Raw genomic sequence first — 18,323 nt, 5'->3', positions numbered from 1 at the left:
ACCACCAGCGCTTTACCGGACAGCTGCGTACCTGGGTGGAATCTCCCCCAGCACACGAACGCCGTGGCGTTCCCACCACGCCTCACCCAGCACCTCGCGCCCGAGGGCTGCGTACTGAGCCCCCACCCGCTGCTCCAACGGGTCGGACGGAACCTCTGCACGTTCGTCCAACCACGCGATACGGCAAGCACAGTGAATGCCAACGAGTGCCGTCACCTCGGCGAAGTCCTGCGAGTCACGATAGGCGTCCAGGCTGCCCAGCACGGCGTCCTCGCAGCGGGGGCAGGTGCCCGGACGCGCACGCACGGCCATACTGGCCGGCGCTCCCCCGTCCGCCTCGGAGTAGTCGCGGTACCACGCGATCGAGACCTTGGGTGCCAAGTCCGGTCCGAGCTGACCAAGCACGTCCACGAGCGACCACAACGAGGGAGGTTCGTAAAGCCCTTGACGGTGCAGGTGGGCGAGCACGGTCCAGTCGCGCACCAGCAGGGGAAAGAGCACGATGTCGGACGCCCCCGCTCCCAGACCCCAGCGCACGGCGGCGAGGGCATCCTCGATGGATTCACGCACTGTCAGAAATGCCGTCCCGACGCACACGTTGAGGGTCGTGGGGACACCGTGGCGGGCGGCCATCACGAGCGCGTCGCGAAGCGTCGCGAGTTCTAGGCCCTTGTTGACGCACCAACGCAGCACCCACGGGTCACTCGATTCCAAGCCCATTTCGAGGGCGAACTGCTTTCCCGGAAGGATGCTGGTCGTCTCGGCCACGACCGCCTCGGTCAGCGACTCCGGACGGGATTCGCAGAGGACCTGTTCAAAGGACGAACGTGCAGCCAACGCGAACAGTTCACGGCGGATATCGGCGGGAACCTCGCGCTCGTCGAACATGCTGCCCGACGGGGACAACAACAGTGTGCCGTTCGCACCGTCCAGTACGGCCAGGTCTTCAGCGACGGCGTCAACAACTGCGTCCCAACGCACCGGGGTGCCGATCCCGTAGTTGCACATCGTGCAGTGTCCGCGGCGATCGTGTGTGCAGCCCTCGGTCAGGAACCAGAGCCTGACGAAGGGCCGTCCACCCACCACCTCATGGTGGATGGTCGTGAGCCGGTCTGAGGGGAAGGCCGGTCGGCCATGCCGCAGACGGAGGGCGACGCGGGACAGAAAGGGGTTCTTCATTCTGGGGCGGCGGCCCCCTGCTGGCGGACCCGGCTCTCGACCTCGAGCTTGGCGGGGACGGAGCGGTAGGCCAACAGACGGGTCTCGCGGGCCAGGACGGATTGGGCCTCGGGGCTCAAGGCGCCTGTCCCGAACCCCGGGTACGGGGTGACGAGGCTGAAGACGACGTTGTCGCCGTCCGCAGCCGAACTGTCCTCCACTGTCACCCGGAACGCATCGTCGCTGGCGCTGGTGACCCCCAACACGATGGACGAGCGCAACCACGCGTCCCCTTGCAGCCCCTCGCCGAAGAATGTGCTGGCCAGGACGCACTCGTGGGCTCGCAGGTGGAATCGCTCTTCTGGCTTCCTGGACTCGGGATCAACCTTGTTCGTGACCGCCAGTCCTCGGATCGTGGAGAAGTAGAGATGCACCCGGCCGGTGCCCTGCTCAACGAAGTCGAGGGAGCTTCCAGCCATGAAGCAGAGTGCCAGACTCGCCTCTTCGCCATCCTCGCCGGGCAAGAACTCACAGTCCTTGAGCATCAGCGAACTCAAGCGTCCGCCGTACATGGCCACGCCCGACGTCTGGGGCACCCACGGGACGCCGAGGTCCTTCCCCGACGGCCACGGGACCGCGGAGACCCCGGAGGTGGGTGAGTAGAGGCAGTCCTCCGCCACGCCACCGCCTCGGAACCAGCGCAGATCCGCTACGACCTGTCCGACGCCCCGGGTGAGGAGGAAGTCGGGCATGTCGGTCACCTTCTTGCCGGCTTCGGCGGCGGCTGCCGCCACCGAGACCTGGTACTCCGCGTCGGTCGCGCCTAACTCGAAGTCGAATCCGATGTCGGCCGCCCCCACGATTGTGCACCCCTCGAAGGAAGCACCGTCCAGCAGGCAGTTGACGAACGTGACACCCTCGAACCTGCACCGTTCGAAGGTCACCCCGCGGAAGTCGCAGTTGACGAACACGACGTGGGCGAACGATGCCTGGTCCACACGACAATTGCGCCACCGCACGTTGACGAGGTGTCGAGGCGCTGACGCATCGTTGGCCAGCGGCGCCCCGGCCTGCGCAGCCCAGTCGAACCGCCGCCCCTCATAGGCCACGACGGCGGATGTTGCCGCCCAGGTCTCCAGGCCCAGCCGGTTCGCCCATGCCTCCAAAGGAGGGCCGAAACCATCGTGGATCAGGGCGACGGACAGCGCCTCCTCGCTGGAGGTCACCCTCAGCAAGTAGGACTCGACGAGCCAGTCGAGGGCGAAGGTATAGGCCCGGAGCTGCTCCAGCAGCACGGCTGAAGCAGGGAAGGCCAGCATGGCTCCAGCCGACACATCGCGGGGATCGTCCACCCACGGCAGGGGGAATACGCCTTGTGCGCGCATGAAGCCCCGGTCGCCATCCGTGGCGGACGGCTCCGTGATCGCCAGGTCCAAGCTCGCGCTGAGGCCCGGACGGGTGGCCGTCAGGTAGTCGAAATCCTCTCGTTGGCGCACCAAGTCGGCCGCCGCTCGCTTGGCGGTGTCGCGGGGCCACCCGGTGAGACGGAACTCACGGTCCTTGCTGCGGACCAACAGGTCCCCCACCTCCCGCTCGAGCTTGTAGTCGCCGCTCGACAGGTGCTGGGCGGCGTCCACGACGCAGGCCCGAGCGTTGTGCACGAACCATTCGGGGATCTCCAAACCCTGACACGCCTCCATGCAGTGGGCCAAACGCAACTCGATCGCCTGGTCGAAGCTGTGCGTGAACATGTCAAGGTGGGCGACCGAGGTGCGAGCGGCCTCGTCCGCGGACTGCCTCAGCGCCAGCACGTCTTCCTCGGTCACAACGACCGGACCTGCAAGAGTGGCGCCTTGACCGGCCATTCGGTCCCGAGCCAAGTAGTGCAACGAGTAGAGGCTGGCCTGAACGGCCAGCAGCCCATAACGCCGGCCGGCCTCCTCCGCCTCTCCCCACGTGTCCATGAAGGCAGCAACGGCGTCCGGCTCGATGGCGACGCCCTCGCTCCGCTTGTTGGCCGACTCAACCACTGCTTGGATCGCCTCACGGTTCTGGACGATGGGGAGTTCCACGTAGGTGGTGGAGAAGGGCCGTGCTCCTTGGATCAGCCCCGTCAACCGGTGCTGGTACTCCGACCGGAGGGAGATGACGACCTTGGTGCGCCGGCTCCGGTTCACCCCCAGAATCCAGTCGCTCATGCGATCGAAGTCGCTCGGCCGCCGGTTGCGGATAAGTTCCTCGAACTGGTCCAGGACGATCACCGCATCGCCCTCGTAGAGGTCGTCCAACACGTCGATCAGCGTCCGGCCACGCTCGAGTTCTTCTAAGACCTGTGGATGGAGCAGGTCACTGCGCCGGAACTCCTCGGTCAGGAACTCCTCCGGGTGGCGGTCGCCTAACTGCCCCCAGGCGCGGCATAGGAGCACCGCATACCCGTCGTCGTCCAACCTGTCGAGCAGCACCATGTCCAGCAGCGAGGACTTGCCCGCGCCCGATTCGCCGTGGAGCACGATGAGCCGGTTGTTCCGCACCACATCGACGAAGGTCTTGGTTTCCTTCGCCCGCTCCACGAAACGGTAGCGCGCCGAACCGTCCCTGACGCGCGTCAGAGGGCGCGGGCCCGCCCAAGGGCAGGTCCCCTCCAGTTCGACTAAGGACCGCTTCCATCGGCCACGGAGCCCGCCTCCGGGCTCACTCGCGTTGCTCATCGGTCGGCCTCCCTCTCGTGTCGCTCGTTCAGACGACACACGTTCGCCTTGTCGGGCCAGGAATGCCCAACCTCCGCCCGCAGATGATCCACGTAATGCTGAATCTCGGAGACCATCGGCAGGGGTGCCGTCGCGTCAACAACGACATCGAAACCGCACCAGGCCAGCATGTCGAGCGCTCGAGAGTTGAGCCGACGTCGGTTGAAGACGACTCCGGCCCGCTTCGCACGGAGGTGGCTGGCCGGATCACCGCGGAGACTCACACCCAACACTTGGGCCGCAACCCGGTAACGGATCACCGGGTCCGCCATCTCGACCCCGAGCAACAACCAATAGCGCCAGTACTTGCTGTCCGCCATGCCACTGGTCAGCTCGGGGGGGAGAGGGATGGATCGCCCTGTGTCCAGCACCTCAGGCAGGCTGAGCCGGATCGCGTGGTGCTCGTCGAGTAAGGTGGCGTGGACGAACCGGATCTCCACCGGTCTCTCTGCCCGCTGCGGGTCGTCCCAGATGGTGAGGCCCTGCCGGTCCTTGTCCAGCTTTCCCTCCAACTGCGCGCGGACCAAGGATGCCTGTCCCAGTCGGCCGATCCCCGCGTGGCCCTGGATGGCGGGCAAGCGCATCAGGGGCGAACCCGCCAAGCGAATCACGATCGGCAGTGCACCGAGACTCTCTGCGTGGCCAGCCAGCGCCTCGGCGATGAGCCCCTCTGCCGGCGCATCGATCGTTGGTCTATTCTCCCCGCTCGGCGAGGCGTCAAAGAGGAACCAGGCATCCGCGTCGGGTTCCGTGACCCTCTCAAGAATGGGCTTCGCATCATCCGGCCTAACCACGCAGCCGAGCCACATCGTGGAGGCCAAGTCATCCCCCTCAAGGTCCTCCACCAGGTTGACCGGCAGCGCGATGACGAACGCCCGGTCCGGGTAGCGCGACGCCAGCGCCAGTTCCAATTCCACGTCGAATGTGGTGACGAATGCGCTCGCAGGGGGCGGGGTGCCCCTACGGGACCCCGGAGCCTTTAGCTGTTTGGCCTGACCACCGGCCGGTGGGTCAACCACTGGACGCTCCTCGCGGATATCGGCCATCGCGAACAGAAGGTCGGCATAGGCAGCGTAAGTGCTCAACCGGGCCTCTTCCGCCTTGTCGTCCTGACCGGTCGCGCTACTCGGGTATTCCTCCGCCGATTTCCGGGTGGTCTCCTGCAACGCGGCTTGAACGATCCCCGCTGCGTCCGAAACCGTGCGGGGCGCAGGTCGGGTGAAACCCCGCCCCACCGGGTGTGAGCGGTGGTCCATGCTGAGCCGCACCAAGAACTCCGGCCAGTCGGGGTACCACGAGTACAGGCTAAAGCGCCGGATGATCCGGTCCCACGCGAACTCGGTCAAAGCCTGGAGGTGTGCCAGCGAGATCGTCTCCTGTCGGGACTCTGGCCGCAGCGCCTCACGCATCGTCGAGGCCACCGACGAGATCTGCCGCATGGATCGCTGTTCGTCCTGTGGTAGTTCTTCCAACTCCCCCAAGAGCGCGCTGAGGGACACTACAGACCGCGTACTGTAAGGCTCGTACACCTCAGAAATGGTCAGCGTCTCGAGCGCCCAGCGGCTGACCGACTTGGTGGTCTGGAGCTTGCCCTTGAAGTAGTGCTGCGTCAGCGTGGCAGCTGCGATTATTAGGCGCAACTCCCATCCAAGGAACTGCCCCGACTTCTTGTTGGCTTCCAGCCGCGCTCGGTCCTCCTCTGCCTGGGTCAGGGGAGCGGGAGCGGAAACCTCGCCGCCCGTCTCGGCCTCAAACGGATCCTCTTCTTCCTCGATGCCTTCCAAAGAAGGCCCAGAGCTCCAGGTGGTCGGCCTCTCCCCATGCTTGAACGGACTACGCCCCAGGCGATCGGTGACCACTTGGTCCACAAAGCCGACAACGGCGTCGAGCCAGACGTTATTCTTATCCTCCGCTCCAGCCAGCCCGGGGTTGGCCATACCGGACAGGATGGTCGTCAACGCCTCGGCAAGCTCGTCACGCAAGGCATCCGGAAGCAGTTCGATGGCCCGATCCGTCTGAGGGTTGCGGACGCGCAGGCATTCGCTACCGATAACGAGAGTCGGCCAAGCGAGTCCGCCTCTGGACATCTTGGGCTTGATTTCGTGCGCAACTTGGCACAGGCGGGCGTCAGCCGCACCAGTAACGTGGCTCGAGAAGGTGGTCCAGGACTCCCACGGCTCCTCCACGGTCCCTTCGGGCAGCTCGGTAGGATAACGATAAGGCACGGCTACTCCTTGTTCTTTGCGCCCTGCAGGGCCTGACCATTCCAGGCAGCGATCACTTCGTCCCAAGCAGGTGCCAGGTCGAAGCCCGTCCCGGTGAGGCGCTCCCGCACCACGAATCGCGCCACGGTGGCCCCTGGGTGCACCAGACATCCCTCGGGGACGACAGCCTCCACCTCACAGGAGGGTGCCAGCGCCGAGACGGCATCGACTAGTGCGGCGGCGTCCACCGCCGCGGGCTGCTCCCCGACCCAATGGACGACCACTTGGGCGAGGGGCGCAGCACGCCGGACCTGATAGCGCAGCGGCGGCCGTTCGATCAGCGGCACGTCGAGGAAGGAAGCCGTGTGCTCCATCAGCAGGCAGGGCAGCCCTTGCTCGACGGAGAGGCGGGCTGACGCCGCGGTCGACCCTTGGAACCGGGGATTGACCTCGGTGAAGAGCGGCACACCATCCTTGACCAAGAAGTCAACCCCGAAGGAGCCCCGGTAGCCGTGACGGCCCAGCCACGTGCCGATCGTGCGCGTGCTCGCCTCCACCTCGTCCAGGACTGAGTCCGGGAGATCCTGAGCGGCAGCGAAGTCGTTACCGCAGTAGCCGAACGGGCGCGTGGTGCAACTGGGGATGCCGATCAACTGCACCGAGGCGTGGTGCACCGCGATGCCGCCCTCGGTCACCGTGGCTCCGATGTTGAGTGGGATTCCACCGCTGATGTACGGCGCCACGCTGACGAATGACTCGTCGGCCTGCGGCCACACCGACACCATCTCGGCGGCCGTGCGGGCAGAGACCATGCCCTCGCCGCCGGACGTACGGCTGCGACGCAGGACCAAGGGCCCGCTGGAGAGGCGGCTCTGCGCAAGGAGTTGCTCCTCATCAGCGACGTACGTCCATCCCATCCCCGGGACACCCCGATCAGCCAAGGAGGATTCGACCCACGGCTTGTGCTCGAAGGCGTTCTGGTGAGCGCCGAACAGCCCGAGGTTGAGGCATCGGTCCTTACGAGCGAACCACAGCGAGGACAGGAAACTGGACGGCCGGTACGGGAGGAGGGCCGACTCCACGCCCATGGCGGTCAACAAGCCATGGCGGAACTCCCTGGACGCGGGATCCTCGAGGTGTTCGTCGATGTCCCACCGTTCCATGTCGGGACGCTCACCAGTGAAGGACTCGTACGCTACCCCGTAAGTGAGCGGACGCCGCTGATAGGCGTCCAGGATCGTGAAGGAGGCATCGAACTGGGGAAGGTCTACGAGGGACTCCGCATCGCTGCCACGCAGGCCGGCCCAGATCAGGCGCCGGGGGCCGAGAGCATCACTGAGCCTGCGGACCAGCGCGTCCCGGGCATTCATCCGTCCGCCCATTGGACCTCGTGGGATTCACGGAGGTCGGGGCTCGACAGAGTCAGGCAGGTACGACCGGGCTCACGGAGCCACTCGACGCGCCTCGCCCCACCCGCCTCGATCCAGGGGCCGCGCAGCCACGCCCCCTCCTCGGTGACCAAGCCGGTGCGGACCAGGACCTTCCCATCCGTTGACTGGAGCACGGCGAGCGCCGTGCCCTTCCCTGTGGAGGCCGCGTCCAAGTGTAGGATCTCGCCGGGCACCAGCCACGTTGGAGGTTCCTCCAGGGCAGATCCCTGGAAGCAGTGCGCTCTCCACCTCCCAGCCCCATCTGCCCACAGCACGGCATCGGGTGTGAGCGCGGCTGCTCTGGCACCCGGCTCTGTATCAAGGATTCGGCTGATCCCTCCCTCCCCAACGAGCCCCAAACCTCGGGGGTACGCCAGGACGACCGCCTTGTGCGCACCATCAACCCAGCCCACCGCGAGCAGCTCACCCGACACGGAGCCCTTGAACCTGCGGGTTTCCTCGGCTCCTCCGAATGTGAACGTCACCAGATCAGCCACCTTGCGCGCCGCGAGGTCCCCCGCCGCGGAAAGCAGCACTCCCGAGGTTTCGATACCCACAGGAGCAGTCTTGACCGCAAGCGCCGCTCGCGCCAAGGGCACTTCGCTCCAAGATTCCGGTGGGAGCGCGACGGCATCCACTGCGGGTGTCACCCCAAGCCAGAAGCTGAAGGCCTCCCGAATGGGCCCCTTCCAGCCGGGAGGTTTCTCCTCAGTCATGAGGGGCCCCCCGTCGCCTCCCCGCACCTTGCCGAACTCACGGAGGATGTCCGTCTCTACGCTCTTCCACGCGACGCCAGGGTCTTCGTTCTTATCCGGGACGACCGCGAGACGCAGATGTCGCTCGTCCGAAATGAAGGGGACCGCGCATCTCACGGTGTGGTGCAATTGGTAGAAACCCGACTGCGAAATCACATGCAGCGCATAGCTCCACATGGCAAGAATAGTGGGATCCTTGTCGTCACCATCTTCAGGATAAAACCTCCATTCCGGCTCATCGCTCACCTGTGCGATGATCGACTTCACTTCTTCAGCCGTATGTTCCGGGAGGATCTTGCCGCGTAACGCTGTGATCGCTTTCTGGATCTCCGCCATCTCCTTGACCCAGCTCAGCTCGAGTTCCGCATCGACGCGCATGGGCGCTCTCAGCTGAAATAGTGCTTCGGTAACTGCCTCCCGCGCCCCAGTTTGGTGCTCGAAGTCTGGGGTGCGGTGCCCGCCCACGTCAGCAGCATCCGCCACGCGCAGAATGGCCACGAGCAGTCGGATTCGAGGCAAGGAGTCCCGGATGAGCTTCGGGGAGTCGGCGTCAACCCTCTCGAGTTCCCCGTGAACCCTGTCTTCAAGGCTGAGGTGCGCCTTGAGGGCGGTGCTCTTGTGCAGCCCCTTACCCTCCGATGCCGAGGCAAGCGGCCCGCAGGATGAACTGCCTTGGTGGTGGGCGCAGAGAATCCTGATCTCTGCTTGGTCGAGCGCCTCTTCATACCGCTCGTCGGGTTTGTCCGCCGAGGGCTTGAGGCCATGTGCAGCGGCCCGCTTGTGCGATGAAATCAGTTCCGCTGACATATAGCCGTGGTAGTTCCGGACGACGACCGGATCGGTCACGAAGCCCGAGGCGCCCAGCACGAGCGATGCGTGTCCCCAATCGTGCAACCAGGCAGCCACGGCCAATAGGTAGAGGTCACGGGTACTGAGCGTCGCTCTGTGGTCATTCCGAGACAAGATGATCTCTTTGAGAAGCCGCGGGCTGGGGATTTCACCAGCCTCCTTGCCGGGCTGGAACGGACGCGTGATGGACTCGCACAGAAACGAGATGTTGCGGTCGACGGCGACCGCGTGGTCCTCGTTGTGGGCCACCATCTCGGGAACCTGGTTAACCGACCACAGCCGATTCCGGATCCACCGCTGAATGAGACCGCGCAGCTTTCTTGCACGTCGATGGTCGCCGAGGCGATCCAAGAGGTCTGCGCAGGCGGATTCGGTGTCTTTGACCCCGACAAACCGCTGGTCAGCGAAGAGATCCAGCAAGGCTGGCGTGGCGGCGTACTCCTTCTCGGACCGAATGCCTACGAGCCCGGCGAAACCCATCTCACGTAGCAATACCTCATTGTCTTCGCTGGGCACCTTCGACACGGAGAAGTGCAGCGCTCGAACCAGACGCGATGGCGGCATCTGGTGGCGTGGCGCCTGGATGACGCGGGTTCCGTCGACGTGCCTCACTGGCAGCTCATAGGCCGTCGCGAGTTGGATGAGATCAACTCGATCCACCTCAGGGCCGGCGTCGCCGTTCACCCACACGGTGCCTTTGTCGAGCCCTCGACGCAACAACTTGATGTCGTGTGCGAGGTATCGGACGGGCAGGACCCCCGCGGTGTCGATCACCGCGACCGAAACGTTGGGGTCACGGTTCCCTGCCTTCAGTGCCTTGGCCCGCACAAGCTGCGCCGGGCTGCTCGAAAGGAGGTGGATGGTGACGGCACCCGCGGCCCCGAACGTGCGCAACTCCGGGGGGCTAGACGCATCCACGCCCCTAGTATCCCCCTCCGCACCGGTCACCGCCACGATGTCGAAAGTGTCCACGTGCCCCCCCTTCCGGAAAACGTGACTGCTGGCATCGTAAGGGGAACAGCGGGTCGGCACCCCGAGTTCCACACCACGACTCACTCACTCGATCAACCAGTCGTCGCCGCGCCACTCGGCGTGCACCACGGATGCTCCACTGTCGAGCGTGACCTCGGCGCCTCCCGCGTCGACGATAATCTCGAGGCGCCCATTGCCCAAGGTAGCGGCGGTCAGCGCCTGCATGGCGTCCACCCAGTGCCCGTCGCCGCGGACCCGGACGCGGAAGGCAGGGTCGTGGATGCGGACACCGTGCTCCTGCGAGAGCTTCGCCGCCAACAGTCCAGCTCGTGCAGTGGCGGCACACGCTTCTCCATGGAAGTTCACGGCCGGACGCTCGAACACCGTTGCAAGCGCCAGTGGATCGATCTGCTGTTCGATGAAGCGCCGGTCGAGTCGACGAGCCGACAGGATGCACTCCCACCGCCAGTTGTAGCGCTTCAGGTCGACGACGGGTGTGCCGTCCACGAAGTCGAGCCAGTCGAAGCTGACGTTCAGGCCATCGATGGCCGTGACCTTGGCGACAGTCATGCCGAGGAGGTTGGGGCGGCAGGACGAACGGATCGAGAAGGCCCCTTGCGTGTGCTCCGTCGCCGGGCTGCCTTGGAGCACCGTGGGGTCGGCCAAATGGAACACCGTGATGACATGGACGTGGTCACCCACCTCGACGCCGACGAGCGCGTCGGCGTACGCGGGATCGACGACCACGGTGGAGGGCAAGCCCTCGGACGGTACGTCAGCGACGGTGGCAGCCTCACATCGGACCACGCCGATGGGGCGGAGGCGGAAGGCTTCCGGGTTCATGACTACTCCTTCTGGGCTGGTCGGCCAGACGCGACACCACGACGCAGCGGGGGCCGGGGCCGAGGCGTCGGTGGATCGGTTCCAGTCCGTGGGTGGCGTGCCACCCGAGGACGAGCGAAATGTCGAACGCAGCCATCGGCAAGGGTGGGTCCCGCCGCTCGAGGAACCAGTACCCCCCGCTGAAGTGGCGGACAGATGACTCGCCGAGCCGTCCGCGCATGCGTGCGGCGTCCACGAAAGTCTGCACCAGGTTCCCGTCCGCGGACATGGCACGCGCGCTGGCACGGACGAGACCTTCGGGGTCCTCGACGTAACCAAGGATCTCGCCCACGTGCAGGATCGTGCCCGCGCTCCGCTCCGGCTGAACTGTCATGTAGCGGACGGCGTCCTCTTGGACATAGCGGACCGCCGGGCCGAGGCGCCGAGCGGCGAGGGCCAGCATCCGAGTCGAGGTGTCGACCAACGTGCACGACCAGCCGAGCTTGGCAAACTCCCGCAGCTCTGGCCCGCTTCCTCCCCCCAGTGCCACCACGGAACCCGTGCCTTGCGCGGCCATTTGCGCCAAGAGGGCATCCACATGGTCGTCCAAGCCACCCGGGGACGGCGCCCAGCGGGCGGCGTCGTGGCGGTCCGCCAGGGCGTCGAAGACAGCCCCGGGCGTGAAGGTCGGGCCTGGCGCCACCTCATTCCTCCAGTTCCGCGGCGACCAGCGCCATCTGGCGGGCCCTGTGCCTTGCAAGCGTGCGCAGATCGGCGTCCCCATCGACTGGCGCACACAACAGTTCAGCGTCCCTCCGCATCCGGATTCGCATAAGCGTGTCCAAGGGCGGGGACAGTCGAGCGCCCTCGACCGCGTCTAGTTCCCGGGCCACCGCTAGCGCCCGGCCCACACTGACCGACGAAAAGGCGAACTCCGGCTCAGTGGGGCGACCGTCCCGACCAAGGAATACCGAGCCCTGTGGTGTCGTACCCGCGAGTTCTTCGGTCAGGACGGTTCCCGCGTACGGTAGTGCCGTCGTCGGGGTGAACCACGCTTCAAGATCGCGCTTGCGAATCCAGTCCAACGTGTCCCGGACATCTGCGGGTTGCGCCCGCGGGTCGAACATGATGAAGGACGGCACCACCTCGACCCCGTGCTCGACCACGCGGTCGTAGACCCGGTCGAGGGTTTGTCGACTCACGCCCTTGCGGAGGATGCGCAGCATGCGAGGGCTGGCCGACTCCACTCCGCTGTGGATTTGGACCAGTCCGGCCGAACGGAGGTCGTCGAGGCAGTCGAGCAATGTGGGGTCAAGGCGCGCGTAGACCGAGAATCTCAGCGCCGGCACCAAACGGCGCAACTCCACAGCGACTTCACGCGCCCAGGCTGCCGCCTCGCGTGACGATCCCAGGAAGTTGTCATCCACGAACTGAACCCGCGATGCGCCGGTGTCCCCTGCCCACCTCTGCACCTCAGCAGCTACCTCGCGAGGGGCCCGCGGCGCCCATCCGCGCTGATACCCATCCGGGCCGAGGCCCACGCTGCAGAAGGTGCAGGCGTGGGTGCAGCCACGGGTGGCCTCGACGTCGAGGACACCGAGGGGCGCTTTGGGGCCGCCTGAGCGGTCCGGGGTGAGGCGCTGCCACCAGTCCATGCTGGGGGTGGCCGACGAAAGGCTCCCGTCCGGGAGCAGACCGACGGCCAGGGCGTCCTCGCTCGCAGCCTGAACGGCCAACGCCGGCGGTTGGGCGCTCGCCACCTCCACGGCCGCCCGGCCCGTCACGTAGAGAGGGACCTCAGGGAGAAGGGAACGCACCCGACGCACGAGCCGCCCGGCTTGCGGAGCGGTCCGATTGAGGCCGTTCAGGACGACGGCGGCAGGCCGAGCAGCCGACGGCAACCCCTCACCCAGCGAAGATGCCACCTCGAAACCCCGGCGGACCAAGTGCTGGGAGAGCGCGAGCCATCGCAGGTCGTCGTACTCGCCCAGTAGGGCGAAGGAGTCTCCCTCATCCGGACTGATCATCCACACCACACGGGTGGTTCCGGAGGTTTCAGCCCTCGCCACGCGGTCCGTGGACACGATCAATCTCAACGAAGACCCGCCGTGAGATCAGGCTGCGGTTGATCTCACACCTGACGTCCAGACCGACGCTCTCCTCCCCCGAGAGGCTGTCCAACCAGCGGATCTGGCAGTCTCCAGCGCACTGCCACTTGGCGAAGCACCGGGCACACCGGTCGAGCCCTTGGACGCTGCGTGAGCGCGCCTGCCGAACTCTGTCGGTGTCGGTCACGAACGAACGGAATTCGGGATCGTAGCGTCCGAAGAAATGGGCCCCCGAGCGAGGGTCGCCTTCGTACATGACCTCGTAACAGGACGAGATGTGACCTGATGGGGTGAGGGCGAAGTTGGGGTCGGTCACGCCGCAGAAGGTCTCGCGGATCCGCGGGAAGGTGTTCTCGGCGCCGGACACCACGATCGTCCGCCCATACCCGGCGGCCACCTCCTTGGCCTTGAGGTAGTTCGCGACAAAGTCGACCGGGTCAGGCTCACCGAACTGGGGGAACCGACCCCGGCCAGCGCCCAGGACCGGCCCGAAGTGGAACCGGGGCAGGGAGAAGGTGGTGCAGAAGTGCTCGGCGATCTCCGACATCGAGTTCACGGACGCCGCGGAAATGGTGGCCTTCACCAACAGGTCGGGCACCCTCCCCTGCAGGTGCAGGATCGCTCGGCGCACAACTGCCGCAGATCCCTTGCCATGGATCGTGGGCCGCTGTCGGTCGTGTACCTCCTGCGGCCCGTCGTAGGACACCTGGACGCTGTCCATGTTCTCGGCGATCCACTCCAGCCTCGCCGGCGTGGTCATCCCGTTGGTCACCATGCCCGCCACCACTCGAACGCGCCCGTCGTGCTCGTTCGCGGCATAAACACGTGCCCAAGTCACGACATGCTCGATCAGGTCGAAGTCCAAGGTTGGCTCGCCACCGCCATGGAAGTTCAGGTGGGCTTCCGACACTCCGGCGGCCGCAGCATTGTCCACTACCCAGCGAGCCGCGTCCCGGGCCATCGCTCGGTCGAACAACTCGACCGCGTGGTCCCCGGCGTCCGCATAGCAGTACTCACAGCGCAGGTTGCACGCGGCGGTCACCATGAAGACCACCCCGGTGGGAGCGAACGACCCGTCCACAGCGCGGACAGGCGGGGTGGTGCGGGACCCGGCCTCAACAAGGAGACCGAGCCCCGACAGCACCTTGGTCAGGGCGCCCGCCGTGGGCCTGCCATCAATATGGGCCTGCGCCACGGTCGGGGGGAGTTCAGCCAGGACCCCTTTCAGCGGCGCGAAAACTGCGGCTCGCCCGCCTCGGGTGACGATGAAGACATCGGTGTCAACGACGGTCATGGCTCATTCCCCTCCGCGAGGTCAGAAGACCTTGCACTCCCCCACGCACTGGGCGCACATCTCGACACGGTCCAGTTCGGGCTCCCCGAGCAGGACCACCAGCAACTCCTCCACGTCCACGTCATCCAGTTGCACGTCGTCGAGGCGGATCTCGTCGTCAATCAGAACGGACACTTCTCTCCTTCCCGCGAGCGTCGCTCGCACCTACTACGTAAGGTAGGGAATCGAGGGAGGGTGGGGCGTCCTCCCCTGCGGGCTGTCCGGGATGTGTCCGTTCTTCGTCTCGGGTCGGCGGGGCTTGCCCGCTCAGCCTGCGGCGCCGAGGACCAGTTCCAGCAGCGCCATCCGCACGAACAGGGCATCGTCGCTGTGCTCGAAGGCCCGCAAGCGCGGGTCCGCCCACGACTCCTCGTCGATCTCGTCGATGACCGGCAGGGGCGAAGTGACCACGCAGCCCTCGCCCAGGCCGGCCAGTCGCTCCGGCGTCAGACGCAGCCGATCCCGGTCTTCCAGGGACACGGCTTCGTGGGGGATCCCGGCCACGTAGAGGAAGTCCGCACCTGCGGCGTCCGACCAGTCGAAGACGGCTCGAACACGATCGGCCACGCCACCGGGGGGTTGCCGGCCCGCCAAGAGACCGGGCACCGTCAGCACCCTAATCTCCCCCACCCCCTGACGGACGAGCAACCGGCACAGGCTGACCACGGATCGCATGCGGGGGTCACCGACCACGACCACCGATCTACCGGCGGCTCCCCCCAGATCGTTGCGCAACGCGAAGAGGTCGATCAGCGCTTGCGTCGGGTGCTCACCAGCCGGTCCCCGATCCCCACCGCTGAGGATCGGGCAGCGGGGCCTGAGCGGCAGCACGTCCGAATTCAGGGGGACCGGAAGGCGCGTGACGATGACATCGCAGTAGCCCGAGAGGGCGCGCACGGTGTGCGCCACACTCTCGTCCATGGAGATCGCACTGTGACGCTGCTCGAACACCGGCAAGGGCCAGCCCCCCAACCTGGCCGCGGCCGCAGAGAATCCCAGACGGGTGCGCAGCGATGTCTCGAGGAAGAGCAATCCCACCACCGGGGGCGGTACGACCCTTGAAGCAGAGCCCTCGCGGTGTGCAGCGGCGCGGTCCATCAGCCAGGCCACGTCGGCGTCCGAGAAGTCATCCATCGATCGCCGCGTGCGCATGGTCAGCCCCTCATCCTTGGCTCGCCGTGGGCGTGCCCGCGACACCCTTCCAGATCTTCGGCGAAGTTGAGCGTGTTGTGCGAACACGGTGGGCAGCTTGGCCCCAACGGGATGCCGTGCGCATGGGCGATCTCCCGCGCTGCGAGGAAGACCTCCCGGAGCACGGATGCGCTGGGGGGCGGGGTGGCGCGCAGCGGCGTCACCGGGTCGGGACGGAAGGGGCTGAGCACGGGCACTCCACCTCGCTCGGCGATGGCCGCCACCCCGGCCAAGGTGTCCTCGGGGGGCTCGAGCCCGACCAACAGCATCGAGCGCACCCGACCGGGCCCCAGGATGCCGGCGGCTTCCTCGATGAAGTCGAGGTAGAACGGCAATCCCTGGTTGAACTTGTGTCGGGCGACCTCCCGTGCGCGCTCCCGGCTGTACACCTCGAGGTTGATGGAGAGTTCGGCAACACCGTGGGCCACCAGCTCCGGGAGGTCCAACACCCCGGGCAGGGGGACCATCATGATGTCGACCGCGACCTCCGGGAACGCGGACAGGACTCGCCGGTACAGTTCCCGATGGAAATCGGCGTCCTTTGGCTTCGGTGTGCCACCCGAGATCAACACGTGGTGAGCGGGCTGCTCCGGATCCTCCAGCGCGACGCGGATCGCCTCGACGGAGCCTTCGATGGACTTCAGGGTGTAGACCTCGAGCGGGTCGTCGAAGGGAATGTTGCAGAAGTCGCAGGTCATGGCGCACCCGCGGATAGGCGACAGTCGCACGCGATCCGCATGGGTGAACACGAAATTGTTCAAGGGACCGTACTGGTTCGCCGTACCGTGGTAAGCGGGTTGTGGCCAGTAGCGCGCGATGGCTGAGCGACCACGCCCAGACACCACGAGTTCGTCGTCGACACGTTCCAGGTGGTACTCCGTCTCGACTCCGACGAAGTTGGGATTCTGCGCGTGGATCGGCGCGTTGACCCACACCCCGTCGAGTTCGAGGATCAAACCGCTGGTGGAGGCGTAGTCCGCCGACGTGAGGCTCTTGCCTCCCGTCACCTCGTCCAACCAGGCAGCGGCCTCGGAGCCGAGGGTCAAGCCCTCCGCCATGAGCCCGATCTTCAGCTCCTGTGCGTCTGTCAGTGTCACGTGCGCTCCCTCGTGCTGGACGGCCACACGCTATCCTGCCTTACGAGACTCGGAGAGGGGTGACGATGCGCGGACCAGAGATGGGCCGAACGCTCACCGACCTGATTCTGTCGCGCCGTAGCATTCGGTTCGGCTTCGACGGTGCCCCCATCGATGAGCAGGCCTTGGACGCCATCGTGCGCTGCGGCCTAGCGGCCCCATCCTCGAAGAACTCGATGCCATGGCGGCTCCACGTCGTCGCCGAGCGCCGACTGCTTTCGGAGATCGCCGATGCGATGCGCGCCGCACCCAACATAACATCCTATGTCCCCCACGACCCCATGACCGGGCGGGCCCGACCCGATTACCGGTCCACGGTCATCGATTCCGCTGCAGTCCTCGACGAAGTCCCGGTCGCCATCGTGATCGAGCACGTGGCCCCGTTCACCCGCGGGCTCGATGTACTCCTCACCATCGAACGCGACAAGCTGGACTCGGCTCTGTTCGGCCTGGCGTTGGAGATGATCGGGGTGGGAGCAGCACTTGAGAACATGTGGCTGTGCGCGCTGGACCACGGTCTCCACGGTTGCTTCTTGGGCGATGCGGCCATCGCAGAGGAATCGATCCAGTCACTGCTCGGATTCGAGGGCGAGGTGTTGGGTGCCCTCGCCCTAGGCCACAGCGATGCCACCCCGGTCCCACCCATGGATGCCCCGGCCCGACCCGGGCTGGATCGCGTGGTGTACCACGCATGAAGTAGTAAGGAACCGCCATGAGTGACGCTGCAGCTGACCTGCTCCTCCGAATGACCGGGGTGTTCGCCTCCGAGGACGGCATGGGAACGTCGACCGGGGCAGCAGCCAAGGTCGCCGACGATGCGTGGCCTGCGATGCAGCAACGGGAGCCTTCGATCGCTGACGCCGAGGCGTGCCGGATAGCACAGCTGTCGTCTGCGATGGCCGAGAACCACACCGCAACCCGCCTGTGGCGCGCTCGCAGCCTGGCTCGGGCGGTCGCCGTCGGCTGGCGTGAAGGTGTCGCTGCTCTCATCATGTCTGACGCATTCACGTTGCTGGCCCAAGCGAACGACGATTACGCGCGTGGACGGACCATCGATGTCATGCAGCCCGCCCCCGCAGCCCGGGGCGTCATCGAGGCCGTTCTGACGGCTCTACCCAATGATCAGGACGCCTCCGAACCCCCCGCCCGGACTGCCCCCTCCTTGCGGTCAATGCGTCGGATGGTCGAGGAGAAGACGGGCTTCCTCCTGCTCCTCGAAGGAGCCCACGCCCAAGCCCGGGACGCATACGCGCGCGCCGCTCACTGGGCGGAGGGTCGCGAACGGGATGAAATCAAAGTGGCCCTGGGAGCCGCGCTGGTCGACTATCTAGATCCCCGGGACGATGATGAAGCCGCTGATGCGCGTGTGCGAACGAAGTCCTTGGCCGGCCGTGCCACTGCGGCGGACATCGCAGACCTCTCCGCCACGGCCACACACAATGCCGCCGTCATGGCAGAGGGCGGCAAGGCGCTCCGCCCCTACGAAATCCTCTAGGGCGTGTCTCGTTACCCTGCAGGGGCTTCTCGGGCAGGGTGAGGTCCCGTGAGTCGGATGCCGGTGTTGACCGATGAGGACTGGGCTCGGTTGGCGCCGTTGATGCCCCGAGCCGGTGCCAGG

Annotated in this window: 14 protein-coding genes; 2 read left to right on the top strand and 12 right to left on the bottom strand. The window is 66.2% G+C overall.

The genetic code is table 11. The annotated features are described in order from the left end of the window. Positions 1 to 12 precede the first annotated feature (12 nt). From H5397_RS12400 to H5397_RS12345, 12 genes are all read right to left on the bottom strand, one after another. On the bottom strand, positions 13 to 1,179 hold the full coding sequence (locus H5397_RS12400) for a hypothetical protein (RefSeq protein ID WP_220492252.1): 1,167 nt from the start codon (positions 1,177 to 1,179) through the stop codon (positions 13 to 15). Further along, entirely contained in the window at positions 1,176 to 3,866 is a 2,691-nt protein-coding gene (locus H5397_RS12395; protein ID WP_182817798.1) for a pentapeptide repeat-containing protein, read from the bottom strand. Before H5397_RS12395 ends, H5397_RS12400 begins: the two co-directional genes overlap by 4 nt. After that, positions 3,863 to 6,130, bottom strand: coding sequence for a hypothetical protein (locus H5397_RS12390; protein WP_182817797.1), 2,268 nt, complete (start codon positions 6,128 to 6,130; stop codon positions 3,863 to 3,865). The genes H5397_RS12395 and H5397_RS12390 overlap by 4 nt, the downstream gene beginning before the upstream one ends. A 2-nt stretch (positions 6,131 to 6,132) precedes the next feature. Continuing rightward, positions 6,133 to 7,491, bottom strand: coding sequence for an ATP-grasp domain-containing protein (locus tag H5397_RS12385; RefSeq protein WP_255438886.1), 1,359 nt, complete (start codon positions 7,489 to 7,491; stop codon positions 6,133 to 6,135). Then, entirely contained in the window at positions 7,476 to 10,115 is a 2,640-nt protein-coding gene (locus tag H5397_RS12380) for a hypothetical protein (protein ID WP_182817795.1), read from the bottom strand. The genes H5397_RS12385 and H5397_RS12380 overlap by 16 nt, the downstream gene beginning before the upstream one ends. A gap of 84 nt (positions 10,116 to 10,199) precedes the next feature. Next, positions 10,200 to 10,958 (bottom strand): TrmO family methyltransferase, encoded by a 759-nt coding sequence (locus H5397_RS12375; RefSeq protein WP_182817794.1) that lies wholly within the window; start codon positions 10,956 to 10,958, stop codon positions 10,200 to 10,202. Then, a complete protein-coding gene (locus tag H5397_RS12370; protein WP_182817793.1) occupies positions 10,909 to 11,547 on the bottom strand; it encodes a bifunctional 2-polyprenyl-6-hydroxyphenol methylase/3-demethylubiquinol 3-O-methyltransferase UbiG in 639 nt (212 codons plus the stop codon). The genes H5397_RS12375 and H5397_RS12370 overlap by 50 nt, the downstream gene beginning before the upstream one ends. A 94-nt stretch (positions 11,548 to 11,641) precedes the next feature. Further along, positions 11,642 to 13,021 carry a radical SAM protein gene (locus tag H5397_RS12365; protein ID WP_182817791.1) on the bottom strand — a complete coding sequence of 460 codons (1,380 nt, stop codon included), beginning with the start codon at positions 13,019 to 13,021 and terminating at the stop codon, positions 11,642 to 11,644. Continuing rightward, entirely contained in the window at positions 12,993 to 14,090 is a 1,098-nt protein-coding gene (locus H5397_RS12360) for a radical SAM/SPASM domain-containing protein (RefSeq protein ID WP_220492251.1), read from the bottom strand. The genes H5397_RS12365 and H5397_RS12360 overlap by 29 nt, the downstream gene beginning before the upstream one ends. Positions 14,091 to 14,360: 270 nt before the next feature. Further along, positions 14,361 to 14,513: a hypothetical protein gene (locus H5397_RS12355; RefSeq protein ID WP_182817789.1), complete on the bottom strand. Its 153-nt coding sequence runs from the start codon at positions 14,511 to 14,513 to the stop codon at positions 14,361 to 14,363. A 132-nt stretch (positions 14,514 to 14,645) separates the two neighbouring features. Beyond that, positions 14,646 to 15,530 carry a hypothetical protein gene (locus tag H5397_RS12350; RefSeq protein WP_182817787.1) on the bottom strand — a complete coding sequence of 295 codons (885 nt, stop codon included), beginning with the start codon at positions 15,528 to 15,530 and terminating at the stop codon, positions 14,646 to 14,648. Between the two features lie 2 nt (positions 15,531 to 15,532). Beyond that, complete coding sequence (locus H5397_RS12345) at positions 15,533 to 16,666, bottom strand: radical SAM protein (protein ID WP_309224363.1); 1,134 nt, start codon at positions 16,664 to 16,666, stop codon at positions 15,533 to 15,535. A gap of 80 nt (positions 16,667 to 16,746) precedes the next feature. On the opposite strand from H5397_RS12345, the gene H5397_RS12340 reads away from it, so the two are divergent. After that, positions 16,747 to 17,400, top strand: coding sequence for a nitroreductase family protein (locus H5397_RS12340; RefSeq protein ID WP_182817786.1), 654 nt, complete (start codon positions 16,747 to 16,749; stop codon positions 17,398 to 17,400). Between the two features lie 17 nt (positions 17,401 to 17,417). Then, on the top strand, positions 17,418 to 18,200 hold the full coding sequence (locus tag H5397_RS12335) for a hypothetical protein (RefSeq protein WP_182817785.1): 783 nt from the start codon (positions 17,418 to 17,420) through the stop codon (positions 18,198 to 18,200). Positions 18,201 to 18,323 lie beyond the last annotated feature (123 nt).

The sequence above is a fragment of the Propioniciclava sp. MC1683 genome (assembly GCF_014164675.1).
Classification (GTDB): Bacteria; Actinomycetota; Actinomycetes; order Propionibacteriales; family Propionibacteriaceae; genus Propioniciclava.
The sequence above is the reverse complement of the archived record's forward strand: the minus strand, read 5'-3'. Positions and strand labels throughout refer to the sequence as shown.

Coding starts and splice junctions, on each gene's coding strand:
- H5397_RS12350 (WP_182817787.1), bottom strand. CDS start 15,530: ATGCGCACGCGGCGATCGATGGATGACTTCTCGGACGCCGACGTGGCC.
- H5397_RS12335 (WP_182817785.1), top strand. CDS start 17,418: ATGAGTGACGCTGCAGCTGACCTGCTCCTCCGAATGACCGGGGTGTTC.
- H5397_RS12375 (WP_182817794.1), bottom strand. CDS start 10,958: ATGAACCCGGAAGCCTTCCGCCTCCGCCCCATCGGCGTGGTCCGATGT.
- H5397_RS12360 (WP_220492251.1), bottom strand. CDS start 14,090: ATGGTGACCGCCGCGTGCAACCTGCGCTGTGAGTACTGCTATGCGGAC.
- H5397_RS12385 (WP_255438886.1), bottom strand. CDS start 7,491: ATGGGCGGACGGATGAATGCCCGGGACGCGCTGGTCCGCAGGCTCAGT.
- H5397_RS12395 (WP_182817798.1), bottom strand. CDS start 3,866: ATGAGCAACGCGAGTGAGCCCGGAGGCGGGCTCCGTGGCCGATGGAAG.
- H5397_RS12400 (WP_220492252.1), bottom strand. CDS start 1,179: ATGAAGAACCCCTTTCTGTCCCGCGTCGCCCTCCGTCTGCGGCATGGC.
- H5397_RS12340 (WP_182817786.1), top strand. CDS start 16,747: ATGGGCCGAACGCTCACCGACCTGATTCTGTCGCGCCGTAGCATTCGG.